Source organism: Bacillus sp. FSL K6-6540, from assembly GCF_038007545.1.
Map to the genome: position 1 here is coordinate 3,734,598 of NZ_JBBOXH010000001.1, position 19,517 is coordinate 3,754,114.

Sequence of the window (19,517 nt, forward strand, 5' to 3'; positions counted from 1 at the left end):
ATTGGATTAGTTCTTGTCCCCCCGACAATAAAATTTCCTGGCTCTCCGCTGCATAGGAGTTACTTTATTTTAATGACTACCTTTCCTTTGGCACTTCCGCCTTGCAGGTACGAGAATGCTTGCGCTGTCTCTTCCAAATGGTACACTTTATCGATAACGGGCTTAATGTGGCCACCTTCAATATATTCTTTTAAAACCTTCAATTGTGCTCCACTCGATTTCATAAAAAGGAAATGATATCTTGTATGGTACTTCTTCTCAAGTGCTGTGATCTTACGGCTCACGATGGACAAAATGGCCGTTTTCATCCAACCCAACTTTGCTTCTTTTCCAAATCTTGCGTTTGGCAAGCCAGAGATGGATACGATTTGCCCTCCTGGCTTCAGGACACGGAACGACTTTTCCAAAGCCGCTCCTCCTAGCGTATCAAAAACAGCGTCATATCCAGTAAGCACTTCTTCAAAATTTTCTTTTTTATAATTAATGATCAGATCGGCGCCCATCGATTTGACCAACTCATACCCTTTATCACTTGCTGTTGTTGCAACAAAAGCTCCCATCAATTTGGCCAGTTGAATGGCGAACGTCCCCACGCCTCCTGATCCTGCATGAATCAGAATTTTTTGGCCCTTTTGGAGATGCAAAATATCGGTAAAGGCTTGGTAAGCCGTAAGTCCGACCAGTGGAATAGATGCAGCTTCTTCAAAGTTTAGATTCTGCGGCTTTAACCAAATATCTTCCTCGTGTACTGCAATGTATTCCGCCAATGTGCCAATACGACTCTTTCGTGGTCTGCCATAAACTTCATCACCAGGTTTAAATGCACTCACCCGTTTGCCAACCTTAACTATAACGCCGGAGAAATCATTGCCTAAAATTAGTGGGAACTTGTAACTCAGCAGGAGTTTTACTTTCCCTTCCTTAATTTTATAGTCGATAGGGTTTAAGCTGGCTGCATGAATTTCCACTAACACATCATGTTCTCCGATATGAGGTACTGGTTGTTCTGTCAACACTAAGGGTACATTTTTACCGTATTTCTCAATGGTTATAACCTTCATTTAATATCACTCCCATTAGGATTATTGGTTTAAACAAATGAACCTATCGAGCGAAAATGATCTGCTCTACCGTATTCAACTTAAGTCTTTGGGTTGTCACTGAGGCTAAGTGCACTCTGCTTCTATGGCATTAATCAAGGTTTTGAGTTGTTCAAGCGGTTTGCGGACTGTCAAAATATAATAATTTTCTACGCCCTTTTTCTCGGATTGAATATAACCAGACTGTTTCAGCACCTTCAGATGATGGGAGACGGCTGGTCTAGATAAATTGATGTGTCCTGCTATCGCATTTACATTAAGTCCCGATTTGTTCTGTGCTAGCACCATAATAATAGCTTGACGGTTTTCATCGGTCAGCACTTCCAAGAGCGGGATGGTCTCTTTGAATTGTTGCAGAACTTGCTCGGTTCGCTGGCTCATTCGATCCATCCTTTCCGTTCGTTCGTTTAATCGCTTAAACTTAATTTTAACTATATTCTTGATAAAATCAAGCGTATGCCGTTACTATATGATGCGTTTCAGCGTGTTTGATCTTCAATTATCCTGCCCGTTAGCTCAATGAAATTGCATGTAAACTTAGCTAGATACTTATCTAATCGGTAATCGGCTCATGTTCTTGTCCTTTACGGCAATCGTACAAGTTCTTGTCCTCGCCTCGGTACATGAACTTGTACCGATAAAACTAAAAAGTCGCTAATAGCGACTTCCAATGGGACTATGTTCTTGTTCCTCAACACAATACGCTGATTATCTGTCGGAGGACAAGAACTTGTTCGGTTAAATGATTTGGGCAAAATCGATTTAGTTGCGGACACCAGTCCACATCCAGTGCAATCTCTCATACACCGTAGAATAGATTTCTCGTCCGCCCTAATGATAGCAGACCCTGCTATTCATCGGATACGCCAAGCGCTTTGTTCCGTTCTTTAAACCTCTCATTATGCGACGATACATATGCCATTCTTGGTGCCTCGGGATCCATGTATCGTTTGGCGCTATTAAGCGCCAAAGCCGCATCCGTGAACGCCCCTGCAATAAGGTTGAGCTTGCTTTCGTAATTGGCGAAGTCGCCAGCCCCGAAAATGCCCGGCAAGTTCGTCTCAAGTCTGGGGCTGACGAATATGTTCCATTCGTCCATATCCAGTCCCCAATCCTTGATACCTGTAAAATCGGACTTCAGCCCGTGGTTGACGATAACCTCGTCTATTTCTATCTGGCGCGAGTCCCCTGATTCGAGATGGGTAATCGTCACCCGTTCAATCGTCTTTCCGTTGCCGCTGAATAACTGAGTGACTTCATACGGCGTAAGCACATCGGCAGAAGACTCCTTCATTCGAACAATGTTCTTCTCGTGTCCGCCGAAGCGGTCGCGCCTATGTACGACTGTGACCTGACCGGCGATGGGAACCAGCTCGTTCGCCCAATCGACAGCGGAATTTCCTCCACCCGAAATAAGTACTCGTTTCCCTCTAAAAGGCTCCAATTCCTGCACCGTATAGTGAAGATTGGACACCTCATAGCGCTCAGCTCCCTCCAGCTCCAGCTTCGCCATTCGCAGAATGCCGCGGCCGATAGCCAGAATGACCGTGCGTGTCCAGTGCCACTCCCCCGTTGCCGCCTCCAGTATGTACGTCGAATCCGCTTGTTTCTCCAGTCCGATGATGTGCTGGCCGAATACAATGGTCGGGTCGAACGTCATCGCCTGCTCCGACAATTGGGCGATTAAATTCTCGCATAGGATCGGCGGAACCCCGCCAACATCCCAAATCATTTTCTCGGGATAAATAAGCATCCGCCCGCCGAGCTCGTCTTTCGCTTCTATTAGCTTTGTCTTCAAATCCCGCATTCCACTATAAAAGGCAGTATACATCCCCGCAGGACCACCGCCGATAATCGTCACATCGTATATTTCAAGCTGCTCAGTCAATTGATATCCTCCTCAAGCCGGCTCATGTAAAGTCCATGCTGTGATAATCATTATCAATATAATTGTAGCTTCGGCCATGTGATAATAACAATAGAGAAAATCGACGGTTGCTTTATACAAAATACTAAATGGAGGATGCGGACTTTTCAGTGGCAAGCAAAACCGAATCAAGCTAAAGAACGCAGTATATCATCGATTTTTTTACCGTTGGAAATAATTCCGTTATTCATCCAAGTTAGAAAATCAACCTCGTAAACGTGGTTGTTTCGTACAGCAGGCAGCTCACGCCACTCTGGCTGCTCTAGCAGTTCCCTCTCCTTTCCTTCTGCCTGGCTATGCCACTTATCGAAAGTTATGAACAGATGATCCGCAGTTAACGTGCGTAGGTCCTCTACAGAGAGATTGAACATGCCCGGCCTATTCGCTTTTGAAGCTACACCTACTGCAGAGTGGGAACGCAAGCCAACATCTCCATAGAGAACAGTCGAAACAAAGCCTTGCCCTTCTTCCGTATATTGAATGATGTGGTCCGCCGAGATACGCAAAAAAGTGACAGTTTCACCTTTTATAACCTGACTAAGCGTATGACTCGCACTCCGTGCTTTGAAATCATACTTTGCGATAGCATCTTCGGCCAACTCTGTCCGACCGAAATAATCGGCGACGGTACGCAACAGCGTACGCCAATTATTGGTCTGCTCACGCAGGATGCACGTGTTGGATATGCGTCGGCACTGCGAATATTGCTGTTGCTCATAACGATCCATAAGCAATATCAAATCCGGCTTATAACCGGAAAGGGCGTCAAAGTTGCCGCCGTTCTCGTCGAACGTCGGAATATGGTTTAAGCCGAGATAGTCTTGCTTGCCCCATTTCGCATGCCAGTACTGGGCGATAGGCTGCATATCCAGCGCGACCAAGAAATCCTCCAAATACGGCGCTACTACTCTAAGCTTTCCCTTGCGGCTGCGGCGGTATTGTCCGGGCGATATGCCTACCGTCTGCTTGAATCGACGATTGAAATAATATTCATTGTTGAAACCTGCATTCAGCGCAATATCGAGCAGCTTGTCATCGGTGCTTGCCAGCCACTTCTTAGCTTCATTAATCCGTACTTCATTCAAGTACTGAAGCGGTACTTGACCCGTAGCCTCTTTGAACAGACGGGTATACTTCCAGCGATCAATGCCTGCGAGGGAGGCTAACTCCTCCACGGTCAGAATCTCACGGTAATACTGATGAATATGCCGTATGCTGAGCTCTATCCCATGCCGCTCGATATCCGTTCCCTTATCCTCGGCTGCAGGTGCATTTTGACGGAATAGAAAAAGCAGCAGTTCTTGAAATCTTACAAATCGTTGGAACAGCTCGAGCCCGCCTGTCGCCCCGCGGAGTCCATATATCTCATCAAGCAGCTCCATTGTCTTAGCGAAAGGTGCGCAGGCAAGCTCTTGCTTATCCGGCAGCAAGCTCGAAGCTGCATCATAGCCGCTCGTTACGAAGCACACACGGTAATAGCTGCAGTTCATAATCTCTTGATCAACAGATAAAGATCTCCCAGGCCCCTGCAAATAGCATTTTCCTTGTCCCTTCCCGCTCATTATAATGAGCAGTTCAAAGCTTTCCTTATCGTTTTTATCGCTGCCGTCCAAATCACTAATTTCTACTTGCTCGCCCGCATCGATCAAGCGGATTGATCGCAGCACATAATGGACTAAAGGGGCAGTCCCAGCTTGTTTGCGCTGTTCGATATCCATCGTTACTATCAACCCCTTTTTAATTGATATTCATTCTCAATGAACATAGTGTAAATCAAAACGAGCCACCCATCAACCTTCGTTGAAAAGCGGCTCTTTCTCACTTATGGCGATGAGTCCTGCCAATGAACTTAATCACTCTTATGTCCTGCTAAGAAGCCAGCAATCGAAGTAAATCATCCATCTTCAATCCGTTGGCCGTAATGGCTCCCGTCTGCCAATACGATCTCTCTACGGGATATACATGGCCGTTCTTAAATGCAGGAACGGTTTGCCATAGCGGATCTGCCTTCATTTCCTCAAGCGCTTTCTCATTGCTCTCTTCCTCCCACGTTCCGTTGGACGGAAGCAAAATAATATGGTCCGCGTCAAGCTCCGGAATGACCTCTTTCGACAAGACGATATTGCCCTCCGTCATCGCCTCGGCGAACCCCGGTGCCTTCAAACCAAGATCCTCATACAAGATTTGTCCGACAAACGTGTTATGAATGCCGAAAATATTAATCGATTTGTCTACAACGTTCATCCGCAGAACAACAAGCTTCTCATCGCCGATTGCCGCGTTCAGCTTCGCCTTTACGTCGACAATTCGGGCTTCGTAATCGGCAAGAACCTGCTCCGCCTTGTCGCTGAGACCAAGCAATTCGGCGATTAAGGTCAATGTTTTGCGCGAATCCGCAAGTACGTCGTCCGGCAAGCGGAACGTCGGCGCAACCTTGGAATAGAGCTCGTATTGTGCTGCATCAACCTCTCCGGCGCCGATGATCAAGTCCGGCTCCGACACAAGCATAGCTTCGATGCTGCCGGTCACGTCGAACAACGGCACGTCCAGCTTCAAATAATCCTGCTTGCCCCACATCGGGTTATAATATTGCACAATAGGAGTTACCCCAAGCGCAACCAAATAATCTTCACGATAAAGAGCTGAGATTCGCTTCGGATTTGTCGGAATCTCTACCTCTCCGAAGGCATCGGTTACGATTCGCGTTTCCGTCTGAGGCGCTGCTTCACTTGGCGCTGCGGTTGCCTGTCCAGGCTGATCGGTGGTACCGCCTGTCGAGCCGCAGCCCGTCACCGTAATCATTGCTGCCGTTATAAGTGATATCCATCCTGTTTTCATAAATCCCGATCTTGCCATGATTTAATTCACTCCCATAAGTTTTATGTTTTGTAGCAAAACAATTCATTTATTATTAATAATGATAATCATTATCATTTTGCTTGAGTAGATTTTACACCAAATTGGATTACATGCTCAATATACATTCTCTACGACAGGCTTTATATAAACTCGTCACTTCACTTCCTACTAACAAATAACAAGAAAAAACATGACCCTCTACCGGCTCACAGACTATGATGAAAATTTTCATAACCTTATTTTAAGGTCTTCTAAACCCTCCAAAAATGCTCAATGAACCAAGCAGACCTCGTGGCTTTCTGCGTTATAAATACGGAAGCGGTACCTTGAAACACATAGGTCCAGGCACTAAGTCGTATCTTACAAAACCTCACAGGTTATGGCTATTAGAATCATTAAACATTCCTTGAAGCTTAACTGACCTGCTGCTAGCTTCTTTTTGCCCACTTATTTGTTTCCGGATCATATGTGGGAAGCATCTCGCCCTCTGCTTAGATGTACGGAAATCCAAGCAGAATGAAACCGCTCTAACTCCTCTTTAAAGAACGTTCTTACCGTGCACCTACCTTTTCCCCACTAGAACTGATTTTCTTTTCCTTGTTCATCACCTCTTATAATGTCCTTGGCTCGGGACAACTTGTACCTATAAAACAAAAAAGCCGCTACAATAGCGACTTTTAATGGGACTCGACAACATTCTTAGCTTCAGCACCATGTTCCAGTTTAAAGCCTTTGTGTATACAGAAGCATGGCTTTTGCAATCCTCCACCTATAGGGACCCCCTATTTGAAACGAGAGACAAAGCGGCGTTGCCAAGGCGTCTCAACAGCTCGTGGACTGTATTGCTGCCGAATATAGTCGACAGCTTCATGATTTGGTAATCCATCAATCACAGTGAGACAGGCTAGTGCCGTACCTGTTCGTCCAATCCCGCCCCCACAGGCGATTTCAACCCGTTCAACTTCAGCCCGAGTCCATGCTTCGCGAAGCGCATCAGCGGCTGCAACCTTGTTTGTTGGCAGCCAGAAGTCCGGCCAAGGAATCCAGCGGCTTTCCCAAGTAACGGGCGCTGGTTGTCGTCCAAGCAGGTAGAGTGCAAAAGTGGGCTGAAGCCCTTGGGGAAGTGGACGTCTTAGTGCTCGGCCGCGGACGAGTCGACCTGAAGGAAGGCGCAGCACACCTGGCGATTCGGGGTTCCATGTATCATTCATAGTGTCACCCTCCTAAGGATTTAAGAACACGTACAACTAAACATTCCTTTGAAGCTTGACATTGCATTTTGACTTCGTCGCAGTGACGTACTTCATATAATTCACAGAGCCGTTAAAGTTCAAATAAGCTTCATAACGCATGCGGATTGCGGGTAAAGGGATCAAATCCAGAACATTTTCCTTTGGAACCCACTTGCATTCGCTAGATTCTTCAGTCGATTCAGCTAACTCTCCACCCACAGCTCTGCACACGAAATCAAACATGACCTTCGTAGGAACATCAGTTTCACCGTCATGCCACTATTGAATCGCTGTATATTTATTCCACGTGTTTCATGTACTTCCCTGCTTTCATAATGTATATGCTTGAAGTTACTCACCGAACGATTGGACTATCCTGCCCGTTAGTAATAACAGGGCGTCTGGCGCTGTCGATAAGTCATCATGTTCTTGTCCGCTTCTTCCTATTCATCACGGCTGTGGCAATAGATATCGAAAAAGGTAGCCGGCTTTGGAGTCGGCTACCTTCAATGTCTTCATTGAGATATATCGTGTCCCGTTAGCGTAATCTACTTTTGGAGACAGAGTCATCGAACCGTCTGGTAAACGAGGCCTATGGCTCCAGAATCAAATGTCTTGTTTTCGATAAGTTTAAGATTGACCTTCTCCTTGAGACCTTGGAATAACGGCAACCCGCTGCCGATCAGGACGGGAGAAACCGTAATTTTATACTCATCTATTAAATCAAGCTGCATAAGGTAGTGTGCGAACCTAGGACTGCCGAGGATGACCATATCCTTGCCTGGCTGCTGTTTGAGGTTTTTGATCTCTTCTTCGACATCTTCTTTCACCAGTCTGGAATTGTTCCATTCGACTTTCTCCAGCGTCGTGGAAAAAATAATTTTGGCTGTCTTTTCGATCCACTCGGCATGATTAAGTTCATGCTGCGAAGCTGATGGGTTCGAGGGCACAGATGGCCAGTAACTGTGCATCATCTGATAAGTTCCACGTCCCCAAATGACAGTGTCGGCAGTACTCAGAATTTCTTTCGCGTGCTTCTCCAAATCAGCATCGTAAGCAACCCAGCCAATGTCCATTTTACCGTTCGGCCCTTCTACAAAACCGTCAAGCGATGCGTGCAAAAATAGAACAAGTTTTCTCATTTTCAGTTCTCCTTTGTTCATGAGGGATCTCTACATTAACTACATTATAGGACAACTCAGCTTGGGTTGTTTCTTACGGATTGCTAATCACAAATGGGTTCTCAGCTAGCTGTATAACTGACTCGCTGACGAATGATGGAACTGTATCAAAAGTAGTAGGAGATTAATTAAAGCATAAATTAGAAAAGGAGAAGCGCTGGAATGCCTCTCCTTCTTCTTCTTCTATCAAATCACACCCATAAACGACCTGTCTCGCAGGTGTTCTTCCACTCGCGTTTATTGATCCATGGTTTCTATAACAACAGCCTTACCAAAATCTTCGCTTAGCAGAATCTCAATTAATTTGTGCGCAGTGTATTCAGGCGTTTGTAGCTTCCCTTCCTCAGAAAGTCGAATGAACTCATTAACATATGGGAAAAGATCATTACTTACGGATCGAATTTCCGATTGTAAATTGGTATCGATCATACCTGGATATACAGCGACTACTTTTGCTGGATATGTCACGAGCTTTTGCTCAATGTCTATGCTTTTGGTAAATGAGTCAAGGCCAGCTTTTGCAGTGCTGTAACAGCTTTGTGAGGGTAATAAATATTTTGCGGATGCTGAGGATATGTTTAGAATTCTTTTGTCCACATTCATATCTTGGGTACGTTTAAGATAGTTAGCTGTTATTATCATTGGTGCTAATAGATTTAAATGGATGTTCTCAATTATTTTATCCGTTTCTATCCGTTCAATTGGGCTCACAGGAGTCAACATGGCGGCATTATTGATAAGATAGATCGCTTTATCGTTGGAATTAAGCTCAATTTGACGGAAGATGTCCTCAAAAAGTTGATCAATCTCGCCAATGTTTGTTAAATCAAAATTAAAATAATCAATTCTGCAGTCCCTCTCCTGGGCTAGATCGATAATCCGTTGGTTCGTAGTTCTAGAAATGCATATAAGGTGATGGTTCTTATCGATTAATTGATTAGCCAACGATTCACCAATACCTCTTGATGTACCTGTAATCAATATATGTTTCAACCGGATCCCTCCTTATAAGTTAACTATGTATTTTCTCGAATGATAATTCTATTAACAGTTTCTTCCCAAATCATCTGATACTCCAAATCCATCTTCATCATCTTACATCTAGACAAATTATCAATAAGAAGGGCAAGAATTTTAGCACTGACTTCGATTTTTGTAGGTTCAACTAGACCCAGATCACTGCCTTTTGACAATAAATTACAGAAACCGTTGATAAAATCTTGTTGAACTTTCAATAAAGGAGCTCTAAATTGCTCATCACGCTCGGCTAGCATCGTGAACTCACTAAGCACTCTTAATGTTGAACGATACTCTTCATCATCGCTTGGCAGCATATTTAAACCGCCCCGAATTATCGTCTCTACAAAATTGTCTTTATTAACGGATTCAGCGTCAAAGTAAGCAGCAAAATAATGATCCCTAAAAATATAATCAAATGTTCGGCTAATCAACTCTTCCTTTGTTGCAAAATGGTAGTATATAGAGGATTTGGTTATGCCTACTTTTTTAGAAATCAAGCCCAAACTCGTTCTCTCTATCCCATGCTCTGCAAACAGCTCATATGCCGCTTGGACGATATGACTTGATGTAATCTCTCTTTTCTTGATAACCTTCAGGCTCCCTTCATCTGAATTAATGCCATTATAAGGATTATCATAATGTATTGTCAATAATTTAACGACCGATCGTTCAAAAATATTCAAATAAATCTATCTAATCGGTAACCGGCACAAGTACTTGTCCCCAGCCATGTACAATAAACTTATGCCGATATAATAAAAAAGCCGCTAAAATAGCGACTTCAATGGTCCATATTCTTGTCCCTCGACATTTAAAAAAAGACAACCGATCGCTCTAACCGGCTGCCTCCTCTTCTTTATTCAGCTCCCGTTAGCGAAATTGATCTGATTAATCGATTAAGGCTGCCAAACTTCCCATATGTTACCGTCAGGGTCAGCAAACGTTATGTTTGGTCCGCTTGTGACCCGTTCTCCTAAAATATTCACTCCGTTTTTCTTAAAACGTTCTAATAGCTCTTCGATCCGTGGTGTAATAAAACATGCTATTGCGTGGGGCTTGCCGTTGTCCAATGACCATGAAAAGCGTAATCGCCCGCCCGCTTCGTCTGATTTGTGAAGGAACAGAGCGGGTACAACTTGCCTTAAACCAGGTGAAGGCAGATTTCCATTCCGATTGGGAATATTCAAAACAGCCATGACCATCCCAGGCTCAACACGATCGTTGTTTGCAGGTTGGTACCCTAAATTCTTTTGATACCATTTAATAGACTCGTAAACATCACTTACTGGTACGTAAATACAAGTAACTCCCGTAATGTCTTCCAGCCCTTCTTCCATTTTGAATTCCTCATTTGCCTGCATAGCTTATCATCCCTTTGTTCATTCTTTTTCTAGCTTTTTATCAAAACAAGGTTAAATGCGATGTTTTCCCCTGGTGTAGCTTGGAGAAATACTAGAGGACAATGAGGAAATCTTTTCTCCATTGTGCTCTTCTCCATTCTTCCTATAGGAGGTGCGAAAAACGTTTCCAATTCCCTTCGGAGACAACTTCAACCGTTCCGTCGATCACTTTGATGGCGGTCTGATCATCGATCGCATACGCTGGCCCTTGCATCCCGGCAGCCCATCTCTCTGCATCAGCCATGGTGTTTCTCGGCAGCATTTCGTGATCCAGATGCGGAAATATTGCAAAATCAACCAGACTCAGCGCTTCATCGCCGCCAGTGGGTGGGGTCCAGCCAACGAAAAATTCCCCGATGTTAGGTGCCATCACCATACTCCCGGCACTCAGTCCCACATAAACTGCCTGCAGAGACGGTAAGAGGTCTGCCAGTCCGGACTGCCGCATCCAGTGGCACAGGTAGAGGGCGTCGCCGCCCGCAACCAGCAGGACGTCCGTCTCCCTTACTAGCGGCACCCAGCGGTCTTTGTCGATGCTTGGCAGCGCTGTGAGCTCCAGCACGCCGACGGACTTCCAGCCTAGGTCGACCATGGGATTCTCGGAATTCCCGCTAATGAATTGCCAGGCTTTGACGCCGGGGCCTACCCAGGGGTGTCCGTACATCGCGGTGGGAATACACAGGGCATTGCAGTCGGCGATCGGCTTGCCCAGCATGTCAACTAGCGCATTGTGTATGCTTTTGTTATTAATGCCGGCAGATGTGAGCAATAATTTCATAACTTCACTCCTTTGTTTGCGTTAGTCGTTTATTCTTTAGACTTTAGGGGGCTACATAAACTATAATATAGTACATTTCAGTGCGGATTGTTTCTTACAGATTGCTAATCTAATCTGCCCGTTAGTTCAATATAAGGGCGTTTGTCGCCGTCGATCAAATCATATCGGGAATGTTATCAAGTTCTTGTCATTGTGTTTTAACAAGAACATGTCCCGATAAAACAAAAAAGCCGCTAAATTAGCGACTTTCTATGGGTCTAGGTTCTTGTCCATCTATAACTTTCAATGAGACTTTGTTTTTGTACTCCGTCACATCTATCATATAGACCATCGTACTTTTTCAGAAATTTTTAAAAAATCACTAGCGTTATATTTTTGAATGGATGAAACTTACACTCAAGCATCTCGTTTACGGTAAAATACAATAGCTGCCGTAATAAAAATAAGTGTCCATATCATTGAAATCCCTGTCCCTTGCATTGGTGAAAGGACATTTATTTCATCAGAGGAAGGCGGCATATACATATAATATCCTGCCGTATCCGGAAAATACATTTTAATACTAGGCAGAAAATCTCTCGATAATGGACTGACAACGAAATAATAACCAAGCAGTACCACTAAAGCAGGGGTGGTTCGTCTTAATAAAGCACCTATAGCTGCACTGAGAAGTGTGGTTAATGTCAGATAGCCTGTTGCACCTGCTAATGCTTCTACCATGGTATCTATATCAATCACTGCTGCTGTGTCTTTCATCATCATATAAGTATAGAGTACACCGGATGCAGCGATAATAAAGGCCGCGGGAACGGTTATGATTGCCAATGCCAAATGCTTCATGGATAATTGAATCCCACGACAAGGTATCGCAGCTAACGTAGTTCGAATCTGTCCACCGATATACTCTGAACAAGTAGCTAGGATCCCAAGAATAATGAATCCTGCTTGAAGATAACCCATCGAAGCAAACCCTATATTCAGTATTTTTTGCGTCCCTATTGCCCCTTGTAAACCAATAGAAGTAAAAGCTGCGGCTAATCCTAAATTAAGAATGAATGTACCCATAAGAGTGAGCCATATCAATGGTAATGTAGCTAATTTATCCAGTTCAGCACGAAGGATTTGTGTTATCTTTCTAATAGAAGGAACACTCATGCAGCAACGTCCCTCCTATGGAATACAATAGCTGCAGCAATGAAAAGAACGACTACCCAGGCAGACATGACTATTCCGCCTGTGAACGGGGTGAGAAATCTGTCGCTCAGAAACATAAACATTTCAAGGCCAGCCCGATCCGGTAGGTATAACGCTAACTTTGTAACTTTAGAAAGCAGGAAACTAAATGAAACAACGGATGTATTTATGATGAGCACAGCAAGCGGAATCGTGCCATTCTTAGTTAGTACAGTAATCCCGAATGCTAATAGAGCAGTGAATGTCCAGTAACAAACTGCACCGAGCAGCTTCGACCATTCTAATACAGGGGAATACTCACCAAGAACAAGATGCGTGGCTGACACAGTTGTCATTATAGCAACAATACAAAGCAGTATACTGATTACTGTCACAGCGCCTGCTTTTGCCAGCAAAAATTGAAGCCTTGATGAAACAACCGTTAAACTTGTTGTAATCTGTTGTCCTCCGCCAGATTCACTGCTCTCTGTCAAATACTCGCTGCTGACAGCAAGCACACCAACGATGATGACACCTTGTACACCAAGGGCTAATCCAATATAGCCAACTTCCAAAAGCCGTGTGCTAACTCCAGCTATAATCTCCTCTTTTTGAGCTATACTGTCTAAGGCGGCTATGACCGCAGGAGAAAATGCTCCAACAAGAATGGCAAGCCAAATGCCCGGCAGGGAGAACAATTTAGATAGTTCCGCGTTGAATGCTCTCATACAACACCACCTGCATGATCAGATGTCCGGGCAAAAAAAGCTTTCTCCAGCGTGGAATGGTTACCTATTACTTCATCCAACGTTCCATCTGCAACGATTGTTCCTTGCTTAATAATAACCACATCATCAACTGTCTCTGCAAGCTCTCCTATTAGATGACTGGATAGTAACACCGTGTTGCCAGACTCAGCCCGTTTGCGTAAAAATGTCCGGATCCAACGAATTCCTTCCGGGTCGAGCCCATTTACGGGTTCATCTAGAACCAATATTGGGGGATCACCCAGCAGTGCAGCGGCTATTCCAAGTCTTCTCCCCATACCAAGCGAATATTTACCCACTCTTTTGTCAGCTGCATTAGTAAGACCTACGATTTCCAAAACTTCCTCGACACGTGAGTTAGACAATCCTGCGGCACGAGCAATCCAGCGTAAATGGGCCCGTCCTGTTCGGCTGCGGTGAGCTCCAGATCCATCCAATGCGGCACCTACTGTTGCTAGAGGATTATCTAACTCTGAGAATGGCTTGCCATTTATGAGTGCACTCCCTGATGTGGCGCGATCTAATCCAAGCAGGATGCGAAGCGTTGAGCTTTTACCTGCCCCGTTTGGACCTAAAAAACCAGTTACTCTACCGGGTCTAGCTTTAAAACTGATACCCGATAAGATTTCTTGAGATCCGCGATGTTTGACTAAGTTATTAATTTCAAGCAACCATAACACTCCCTTTCTGTTATGGTTCCAATTATAAAGTAGCAAAGTTACATCACGGTTATCATGGTGTTTACTTCCGGGTTACCTTTGGGTTACGCTCTACCAATAACTACACTTGTGCCATTTTCATTTGAGGTAAAGTCAGCTCTCAGCTTCATTTTTTTCAACATATAATTTGAAGTCGATAAACCAATCCCTGCCCCATGCTCATGGGAAGAGTTATCCAAACCTGGACCTCTGTCTGCAATAATGATCTGTTCTTTTTCTACATCAACCACAATGTTTGCATATTTCCCTTCTGCTGCATGGCGAAGAATATTCTGAAATAAATTATCCAAAACCCGTGTCATCCAATTAGGATCTGCTTCCCAATAAAAAGTCTCCTCTCCCGGTAAATCAACATCAAGCTGAATTTCTTTTTCTTCAAATACAGGATACCATGCAGCAACAGATGCTCTTACTAGACGTCCAATATCTGTTGAAACGGGCACAAAAGGATGTTTTCCCGAGGTAAGCAATGTATAGGACAGTAAATCATCCATTAGATCTCCGACTCTTGTAATCGTATGGTTGATCTCCGTTAACGAGTTTTGTCCTTCTTGACTCATGGGTTCTTTATTTAAACGGGTGACATGTCCTCTCAAAATGGTAAGCGGTGTTCGTAAGTCGTGAGATAAATTCGCAATGAGTCGATGTCGTAATAACTCCTCTTCATATTCTCGCTTGCGACTGTCTTCAAGCTGCTGATTCATCCAATTAAAAGAACTTCCTAACTGGTCTATCTCATCCATACGATCCGATTGAACAGATATGGGTTTAGGAAATGAGTTGTTTTTAGCTGAAAATGACATGACTTCTTGCAAGCGGGCAAGACGTCTTTGAAGTTTCAAGAAGAAGCGCCAAGATAAGATCACAAATGCGACAATAATAAAACCAAACACTAGTACGGTAACGTAAAACAGATTTAACGTATTTACATTTTTATCATGGATATCTGAAACCCCAAAAAACGCACTGATGAAAATAATCATAATCGGAGGAAAAAAGATAAAAAGAAAATGTACTTTTAGAAAACGACGAAATAATGATCTGTTTTGCTTCATAATTTCACCCGATAGCCTATACCCTTCAACGTTTCAATAATCTCTGGGGAATCGGGATGACGTTCCAGCTTTTGACGCAGTCGGTGGATATGCACCATCAGTGTTTTATCGCCTGTTATATAAGCTTCTTCCCAAATAGCTTCATAAATTTGTTCTTTTGTTAAAACTTGATTAGGGTGGCGTATGAAGTACATTAAGATTTGATGCTGTTTCCCTGTTAATATAATTTCTTCTCCTGTGTGTTTGTCAAATATCATTTGACCTTCCGGATCTACTTCAATCTGATTTCCTAACGAAATGCGATCGGATGTTGATCCACCACTACGACGGATTAATACTTCTATTCTTGCGACTAATTCATCTGTATGGAATGGTTTCGTTAAGTAGTCATCAGCAAATTGCAAACCATCTACTTTATCATCTATCGATGTTCGAGCAGTTAACAGCAAAATAGGAACAGCAGGAGCTATCTTCTTTAATCGTCTTCCCACAGTAAATCCGTCTAAACCGGGTAACATGATATCCAAAATAACAATGTCTTGCTGATTGACTTCTTTTTCGGCTCCTTCACCAGTTAGCAGCCACTGAACTGAATACCCTCGCTGTTCCAATTCTTCCTTTACCCAACTGCCTATTTTCTCGTTATCTTCAATATATAATACGTTTCTTTTCAAGTAACATCCCTCTTTTTAAATGGAGTCCACTACAGATTAACACACTATAAAAAAAAGTTTCCAGTTAAGACAATTTTATCGTTCGCTAATAGAGTTTTATAAAAAAGAGGCCCGTCTAACGGATTGGCACTTTTCTGCTCATGACATTAGATTTAATACGAACAATAGAAAATCCCCAAAAACCCTTGATACAGCTAGGGTTTCGGGGATTTTCGTTCCGAATGAATTATTCAAGTATTATGAGAGCCTCCGCCTAACCTCTTCCGATCCACAATGACGGCCATGGTTAATATCCTTCTTCCCGCATGTGTACTTGAACCGGAAAACCCTTTTTCAGACGCAAACCGGCAGCAAGTTCAATGCAGCCGGTTTACGAACATGTATTTTTTCTTTTGCGTTTACCTCGATTACACTTATTTAGAAGCTCCGAGCTTGGCTCCATGAACCCCTACAACAATCAGCCACGTAATCTCCGCCAAGATTAAGAATCGTCCGAACATACCGGCCAAAACCTCTGGTCCGAATTGCCCGTCTTGCGGAATTTGAAGAACGAATACCAACATCGCGACGATTGCAATCATCGCGATTGTGAGCATCACTCGCTTCATGGGACGCCAAACATCAAGTCGACATAACGAAAGACTGATCAATAATGCGGCTAACGGCGTATAGTCCAGCATCGCACCGATAGAGTGCATGCTGCCGCTAAACGTCGCATCATCCGGACTAACGGAGATAGGATCGGTCACGAAGATACCTGCGATTATTACGCCTATTGCACTGATTCCAAGAATAACAAGTCCAATGTATCCCGTAACCGTACGAATATGCGGGAATATCGTAATTGCTATGCTGATTTGAGCAAGAGCCAGCATTCCAAAAGCCAGGTGCATCATCCAACCGAAGTCGCCAAGAGCATATTCGCTGATAAAACGCCATGTTGGATCAAATTCGGGCTGCAGCAGATGCAGGCTGCATAGGAGAAGCACGAACAATGCTCCTGAGAAAATTGACACTAGCGCGAATATGGAGCCTGTCACCGTTAAAGGTTTTGCCATGACCAACTGCTTAACCAATGCCCATCCCTCCTGTTGGCGAGACTCTCGTCATCGTCGTTTCATAGCCTCCTCCGCCAGGATAATGCCATGCCCCCGAATGGGTATCTCCGTCAGAGCGGAATGCCCCTTTATAATAGGAAGGCGATCCTTTGTCTCCAGCCCATATGACGAGCGTATCTCCTTCCAATTCATACACATAATCGAAGGTATTGCCTAACGTATCGTAATATCGGGACCGAATATCCGGACTCTTGCTTTCGCCGAAGGGTTTTAAATGCCCAATCATCTCGATCCCTTTCACTTCTTGACCATTCTGGGAAAGATGGACGCGTTGTATCAAAAAGTGCCCGCCTTCCATCCACTCATAGGTTACCGTTCCTTCTGCTCCGCCGCTGATTTGCCAAGTACCGACTAGTCGGTCCAACGTTATAAGATTCGTCATTCTCCCATTCTCCTTATCGTTCGGAATTTGCTACAGCTTTTGCTACTATATCAGGAGCCATGATACCATTCGCATCGGTGAATCCTATCAATACAGATCCATCGCTTCAGCGTCGTTACACTTGATAGTGAGTTCTCTGCGATCGCGGTTTTTACGAATGATTGTTTTTCTGTTCTTTTGTAGTCATCCTTTTCAGGTAGCTTTCAAGGGAATCCAGCCTTTGATTCCAGACTTCGCGATAATTCAGCATGTAGTTCGCGATAAAACTGTTGATACCTGTCATAAATCCTCCTTCTTCTTGTATTCCAGCATATACTCCTTGAAGTTATCATACGGCTGCCTAATGCCTAGCGCTTGGCGATTACCCCTACCAATTCGGGTCCATTCCTTGGTAACACAACATGTTGAATCGATGGGGTCCGGCAAAAGTAAATAATGCGTTAACTGCATGTTTGGTGATCTACTGAACCAAATATACACCATGGCGTATATACACGTCAATATATATTAAAAACAAATTAACTCGAATTAAAATCAGTAACATGAAAGGAACAGCCCCGCAGAGGTTTAAGCTTTACGAGGCTGTTGAGGATCAAGATTATCAAGAACTACCCGATTGATTGCTTAATCAATAGCTGTAAACTCTAGTTAAATAATTATTTAATCGAAAAAATCGACTTCCTTGGGGCCATGTTCTTGTCCCTTGACAAGAAAGCTTTTAATGGCACTACGGTGCGGTTTACAGACGTTACGCACTCAAGGAGCCGCTATAATAAACGCGGCATTTTATCTAACTTGTCGATAATTGTCATTGGCGCTACGTAAGTTCTTGTCCGCTGTTCGGGATAAGAACTTGTACCGATAAAACAAAAAAGCCGCTAAATTAGCGACTTCCTTGGGGCCATGTTCTTGTCCCTTGACATTGCCGAGGCATGTAATACCCAATGGAGCTAAGCTCCTTCCCTATATGAGTATGAATTCTGCCTGTAACATGCAAGTATGACGAGTGCCATCCTTTTCAGGATGGCCCCTTCTGTCCTGCAACCTAATCTCTGCCGGTCAACAGTCGTCTTCCTAACTGCAATCGTGCTTCAAGCTCGATCCTGTTTTTGCAATCTTCGCAGCAATGCATTCCATTGAAATTTCGTTTCACACGGTCGTAAGCTTGAGTCCCCTCAATGACATAAAACTCTCTTCTGCAATGATAACAGGTGGTACGAAAACGAAAAAATCCATCGATTTGCTCTAGCATTGCTTCCCTCCCGTCAATCACAACAAAGTCCAATACTATTGACGTTTTATTTGCGACGCGATATAACTAAATAAACTCTAAATAACACAGTGTGTTATTTATTTTAATTCATTGTGCTAAATAAAACAAGGGGGCGTTAGCCTTGCCGAAAGTCGTGGATCACGAACAAAAAAGAAAACTGATCGCCGAATCAGCATGGAATATTATTAAAGAAAAAGGGATCGAACACGCGTCAATCCGTGCCATTGCAGCTGCGGCAGGGTTATCACCCGGCGCATTGCGGCATTATTTTTCAACACAGGACGAGCTGTTGCTATTTATCGTGGATTATTATTTGACAAGAGGAGTTGCCAGAGCAGAAGAGCGCCTCGAAATAAGCCCTATTCCGATGAAGGCTGCGAGGGAAATTCTGTTACAACTGCTCCCTTTGGATGCAGAAAAACGAACTGCCGGCGGCGTCTGGTGGGTCTTCGCCATCCGCTCCCTCGCGAGTCTGGCATTACAAGCTAAAAAAGACGAGCTCACGGACGGACTCCACTACCTGACTAAAGCCGTCCTCGAAATCCTAGCTGAGGCGAAGCTTCTCCTCCCTTCGGTAGACATTCAACTTGAAACATTAAGATTGGCCGCGATTGTCGAAGGCTTGACGATACTCGCTTTGCTCCGCCCGGAGCTCTACACGCCGGAGACAATTGAGCAGATCGTCAGCCGACATCTTCAGGAGCTGTGCTCGCAAGCTATGGATGAATGAGTATGTAGACGATTCCCGAAAAGACTTGCTGTTACTTATGGTACGTTTCAGCTTGTTGGATCTTCAATATTCCAGTTCGTTAGATCAATGAAGTTGCATGTAGACTTAACTAGATACTTATCTAATCAA

20 protein-coding genes are annotated in these 19,517 nt (G+C 44.0%); 1 reads left to right on the forward strand and 19 read right to left on the reverse strand.

What is annotated here, in order from left to right; all coding sequences use genetic code 11:
• Positions 1-59: 59 nt before the first annotated feature.
• The 19 genes from MHH82_RS16385 to MHH82_RS16475 all read right to left on the reverse strand — a co-directional run bounded on the left by MHH82_RS16385 (position 60) and on the right by MHH82_RS16475 (position 17,668).
• Complete coding sequence (locus tag MHH82_RS16385) at positions 60-1,061, reverse strand: NADP-dependent oxidoreductase (RefSeq protein WP_015735451.1); 1,002 nt, start codon at positions 1,059-1,061, stop codon at positions 60-62.
• A 105-nt stretch (positions 1,062-1,166) separates the two neighbouring features.
• Positions 1,167-1,481 (reverse strand): ArsR/SmtB family transcription factor, encoded by a 315-nt coding sequence (locus tag MHH82_RS16390; RefSeq protein ID WP_015735452.1) that lies wholly within the window; start codon positions 1,479-1,481, stop codon positions 1,167-1,169.
• Positions 1,482-1,950: 469 nt separating this feature from the next.
• Positions 1,951-2,988, reverse strand: a complete 1,038-nt coding sequence (locus MHH82_RS16395) for an NAD(P)/FAD-dependent oxidoreductase (protein ID WP_340966820.1) — start codon at positions 2,986-2,988, stop codon at positions 1,951-1,953.
• 167 nt (positions 2,989-3,155) lie between these two features.
• Positions 3,156-4,745: a helix-turn-helix domain-containing protein gene (locus tag MHH82_RS16400; protein WP_015735454.1), complete on the reverse strand. Its 1,590-nt coding sequence runs from the start codon at positions 4,743-4,745 to the stop codon at positions 3,156-3,158.
• A gap of 151 nt (positions 4,746-4,896) precedes the next feature.
• Positions 4,897-5,883, reverse strand: coding sequence for an ABC transporter substrate-binding protein (locus MHH82_RS16405; RefSeq protein ID WP_145036547.1), 987 nt, complete (start codon positions 5,881-5,883; stop codon positions 4,897-4,899).
• Between the two features lie 785 nt (positions 5,884-6,668).
• Positions 6,669-7,097 (reverse strand): protein-tyrosine phosphatase family protein, encoded by a 429-nt coding sequence (locus MHH82_RS16410; protein ID WP_340966824.1) that lies wholly within the window; start codon positions 7,095-7,097, stop codon positions 6,669-6,671.
• 587 nt (positions 7,098-7,684) lie between these two features.
• Complete coding sequence (locus tag MHH82_RS16415) at positions 7,685-8,260, reverse strand: dihydrofolate reductase family protein (protein WP_251496057.1); 576 nt, start codon at positions 8,258-8,260, stop codon at positions 7,685-7,687.
• 276 nt (positions 8,261-8,536) lie between these two features.
• Positions 8,537-9,292, reverse strand: a complete 756-nt coding sequence (locus tag MHH82_RS16420; protein WP_015735461.1) for a (S)-benzoin forming benzil reductase — start codon at positions 9,290-9,292, stop codon at positions 8,537-8,539.
• Between the two features lie 23 nt (positions 9,293-9,315).
• Positions 9,316-10,002 carry a TetR/AcrR family transcriptional regulator gene (locus tag MHH82_RS16425; RefSeq protein WP_251496063.1) on the reverse strand — a complete coding sequence of 229 codons (687 nt, stop codon included), beginning with the start codon at positions 10,000-10,002 and terminating at the stop codon, positions 9,316-9,318.
• Between the two features lie 213 nt (positions 10,003-10,215).
• The gene (locus MHH82_RS16430) at positions 10,216-10,680 is read right to left on the reverse strand and encodes a VOC family protein (RefSeq protein WP_015735463.1); all 465 of its coding nucleotides are present in this window, start codon (positions 10,678-10,680) and stop codon (positions 10,216-10,218) included.
• Positions 10,681-10,822: 142 nt separating this feature from the next.
• Positions 10,823-11,497 (reverse strand): Type 1 glutamine amidotransferase-like domain-containing protein, encoded by a 675-nt coding sequence (locus MHH82_RS16435; RefSeq protein WP_015735464.1) that lies wholly within the window; start codon positions 11,495-11,497, stop codon positions 10,823-10,825.
• Positions 11,498-11,893: 396 nt separating this feature from the next.
• A complete protein-coding gene (locus tag MHH82_RS16440; RefSeq protein WP_015735465.1) occupies positions 11,894-12,652 on the reverse strand; it encodes an ABC transporter permease in 759 nt (252 codons plus the stop codon).
• Positions 12,649-13,398, reverse strand: a complete 750-nt coding sequence (locus tag MHH82_RS16445) for an ABC transporter permease (RefSeq protein ID WP_015735466.1) — start codon at positions 13,396-13,398, stop codon at positions 12,649-12,651. The genes MHH82_RS16440 and MHH82_RS16445 overlap by 4 nt, the downstream gene beginning before the upstream one ends.
• Complete coding sequence (locus tag MHH82_RS16450) at positions 13,395-14,108, reverse strand: ABC transporter ATP-binding protein (protein ID WP_340966832.1); 714 nt, start codon at positions 14,106-14,108, stop codon at positions 13,395-13,397. Before MHH82_RS16450 ends, MHH82_RS16445 begins: the two co-directional genes overlap by 4 nt.
• Positions 14,109-14,200: 92 nt before the next feature.
• On the reverse strand, positions 14,201-15,211 hold the full coding sequence (locus tag MHH82_RS16455) for a HAMP domain-containing sensor histidine kinase (RefSeq protein WP_340966833.1): 1,011 nt from the start codon (positions 15,209-15,211) through the stop codon (positions 14,201-14,203).
• Positions 15,208-15,885, reverse strand: coding sequence for a response regulator transcription factor (locus MHH82_RS16460; RefSeq protein ID WP_340966835.1), 678 nt, complete (start codon positions 15,883-15,885; stop codon positions 15,208-15,210). Before MHH82_RS16460 ends, MHH82_RS16455 begins: the two co-directional genes overlap by 4 nt.
• 413 nt (positions 15,886-16,298) lie before the next feature.
• Complete coding sequence (locus MHH82_RS16465; RefSeq protein ID WP_340966837.1) at positions 16,299-16,961, reverse strand: DUF998 domain-containing protein; 663 nt, start codon at positions 16,959-16,961, stop codon at positions 16,299-16,301.
• Positions 16,954-17,385 carry a hypothetical protein gene (locus tag MHH82_RS16470; protein ID WP_251496081.1) on the reverse strand — a complete coding sequence of 144 codons (432 nt, stop codon included), beginning with the start codon at positions 17,383-17,385 and terminating at the stop codon, positions 16,954-16,956. The genes MHH82_RS16465 and MHH82_RS16470 overlap by 8 nt, the downstream gene beginning before the upstream one ends.
• Positions 17,386-17,536: 151 nt before the next feature.
• Positions 17,537-17,668, reverse strand: a complete 132-nt coding sequence (locus MHH82_RS16475; RefSeq protein ID WP_015735472.1) for a hypothetical protein — start codon at positions 17,666-17,668, stop codon at positions 17,537-17,539.
• 1,111 nt (positions 17,669-18,779) lie between these two features.
• Between MHH82_RS16475 and MHH82_RS16480 the strand changes: the two genes are divergently transcribed.
• Positions 18,780-19,388, forward strand: a complete 609-nt coding sequence (locus tag MHH82_RS16480; protein WP_015735474.1) for a TetR family transcriptional regulator C-terminal domain-containing protein — start codon at positions 18,780-18,782, stop codon at positions 19,386-19,388.
• The last annotated feature ends 129 nt before the right edge of the window (positions 19,389-19,517 follow it).

Coding starts and splice junctions, on each gene's coding strand:
- MHH82_RS16385 (WP_015735451.1), bottom strand. CDS start 1,061: ATGAAGGTTATAACCATTGAGAAATACGGTAAAAATGTACCCTTAGTG.
- MHH82_RS16390 (WP_015735452.1), bottom strand. CDS start 1,481: ATGAGCCAGCGAACCGAGCAAGTTCTGCAACAATTCAAAGAGACCATC.
- MHH82_RS16400 (WP_015735454.1), bottom strand. CDS start 4,745: ATGGATATCGAACAGCGCAAACAAGCTGGGACTGCCCCTTTAGTCCAT.
- MHH82_RS16405 (WP_145036547.1), bottom strand. CDS start 5,883: ATGGCAAGATCGGGATTTATGAAAACAGGATGGATATCACTTATAACG.
- MHH82_RS16410 (WP_340966824.1), bottom strand. CDS start 7,097: ATGAATGATACATGGAACCCCGAATCGCCAGGTGTGCTGCGCCTTCCT.
- MHH82_RS16415 (WP_251496057.1), bottom strand. CDS start 8,260: ATGAGAAAACTTGTTCTATTTTTGCACGCATCGCTTGACGGTTTTGTA.
- MHH82_RS16430 (WP_015735463.1), bottom strand. CDS start 10,680: ATGCAGGCAAATGAGGAATTCAAAATGGAAGAAGGGCTGGAAGACATT.
- MHH82_RS16435 (WP_015735464.1), bottom strand. CDS start 11,497: ATGAAATTATTGCTCACATCTGCCGGCATTAATAACAAAAGCATACAC.
- MHH82_RS16440 (WP_015735465.1), bottom strand. CDS start 12,652: ATGAGTGTTCCTTCTATTAGAAAGATAACACAAATCCTTCGTGCTGAA.
- MHH82_RS16445 (WP_015735466.1), bottom strand. CDS start 13,398: ATGAGAGCATTCAACGCGGAACTATCTAAATTGTTCTCCCTGCCGGGC.
- MHH82_RS16455 (WP_340966833.1), bottom strand. CDS start 15,211: ATGAAGCAAAACAGATCATTATTTCGTCGTTTTCTAAAAGTACATTTT.
- MHH82_RS16470 (WP_251496081.1), bottom strand. CDS start 17,385: ATGACGAATCTTATAACGTTGGACCGACTAGTCGGTACTTGGCAAATC.
- MHH82_RS16475 (WP_015735472.1), bottom strand. CDS start 17,668: ATGACAGGTATCAACAGTTTTATCGCGAACTACATGCTGAATTATCGC.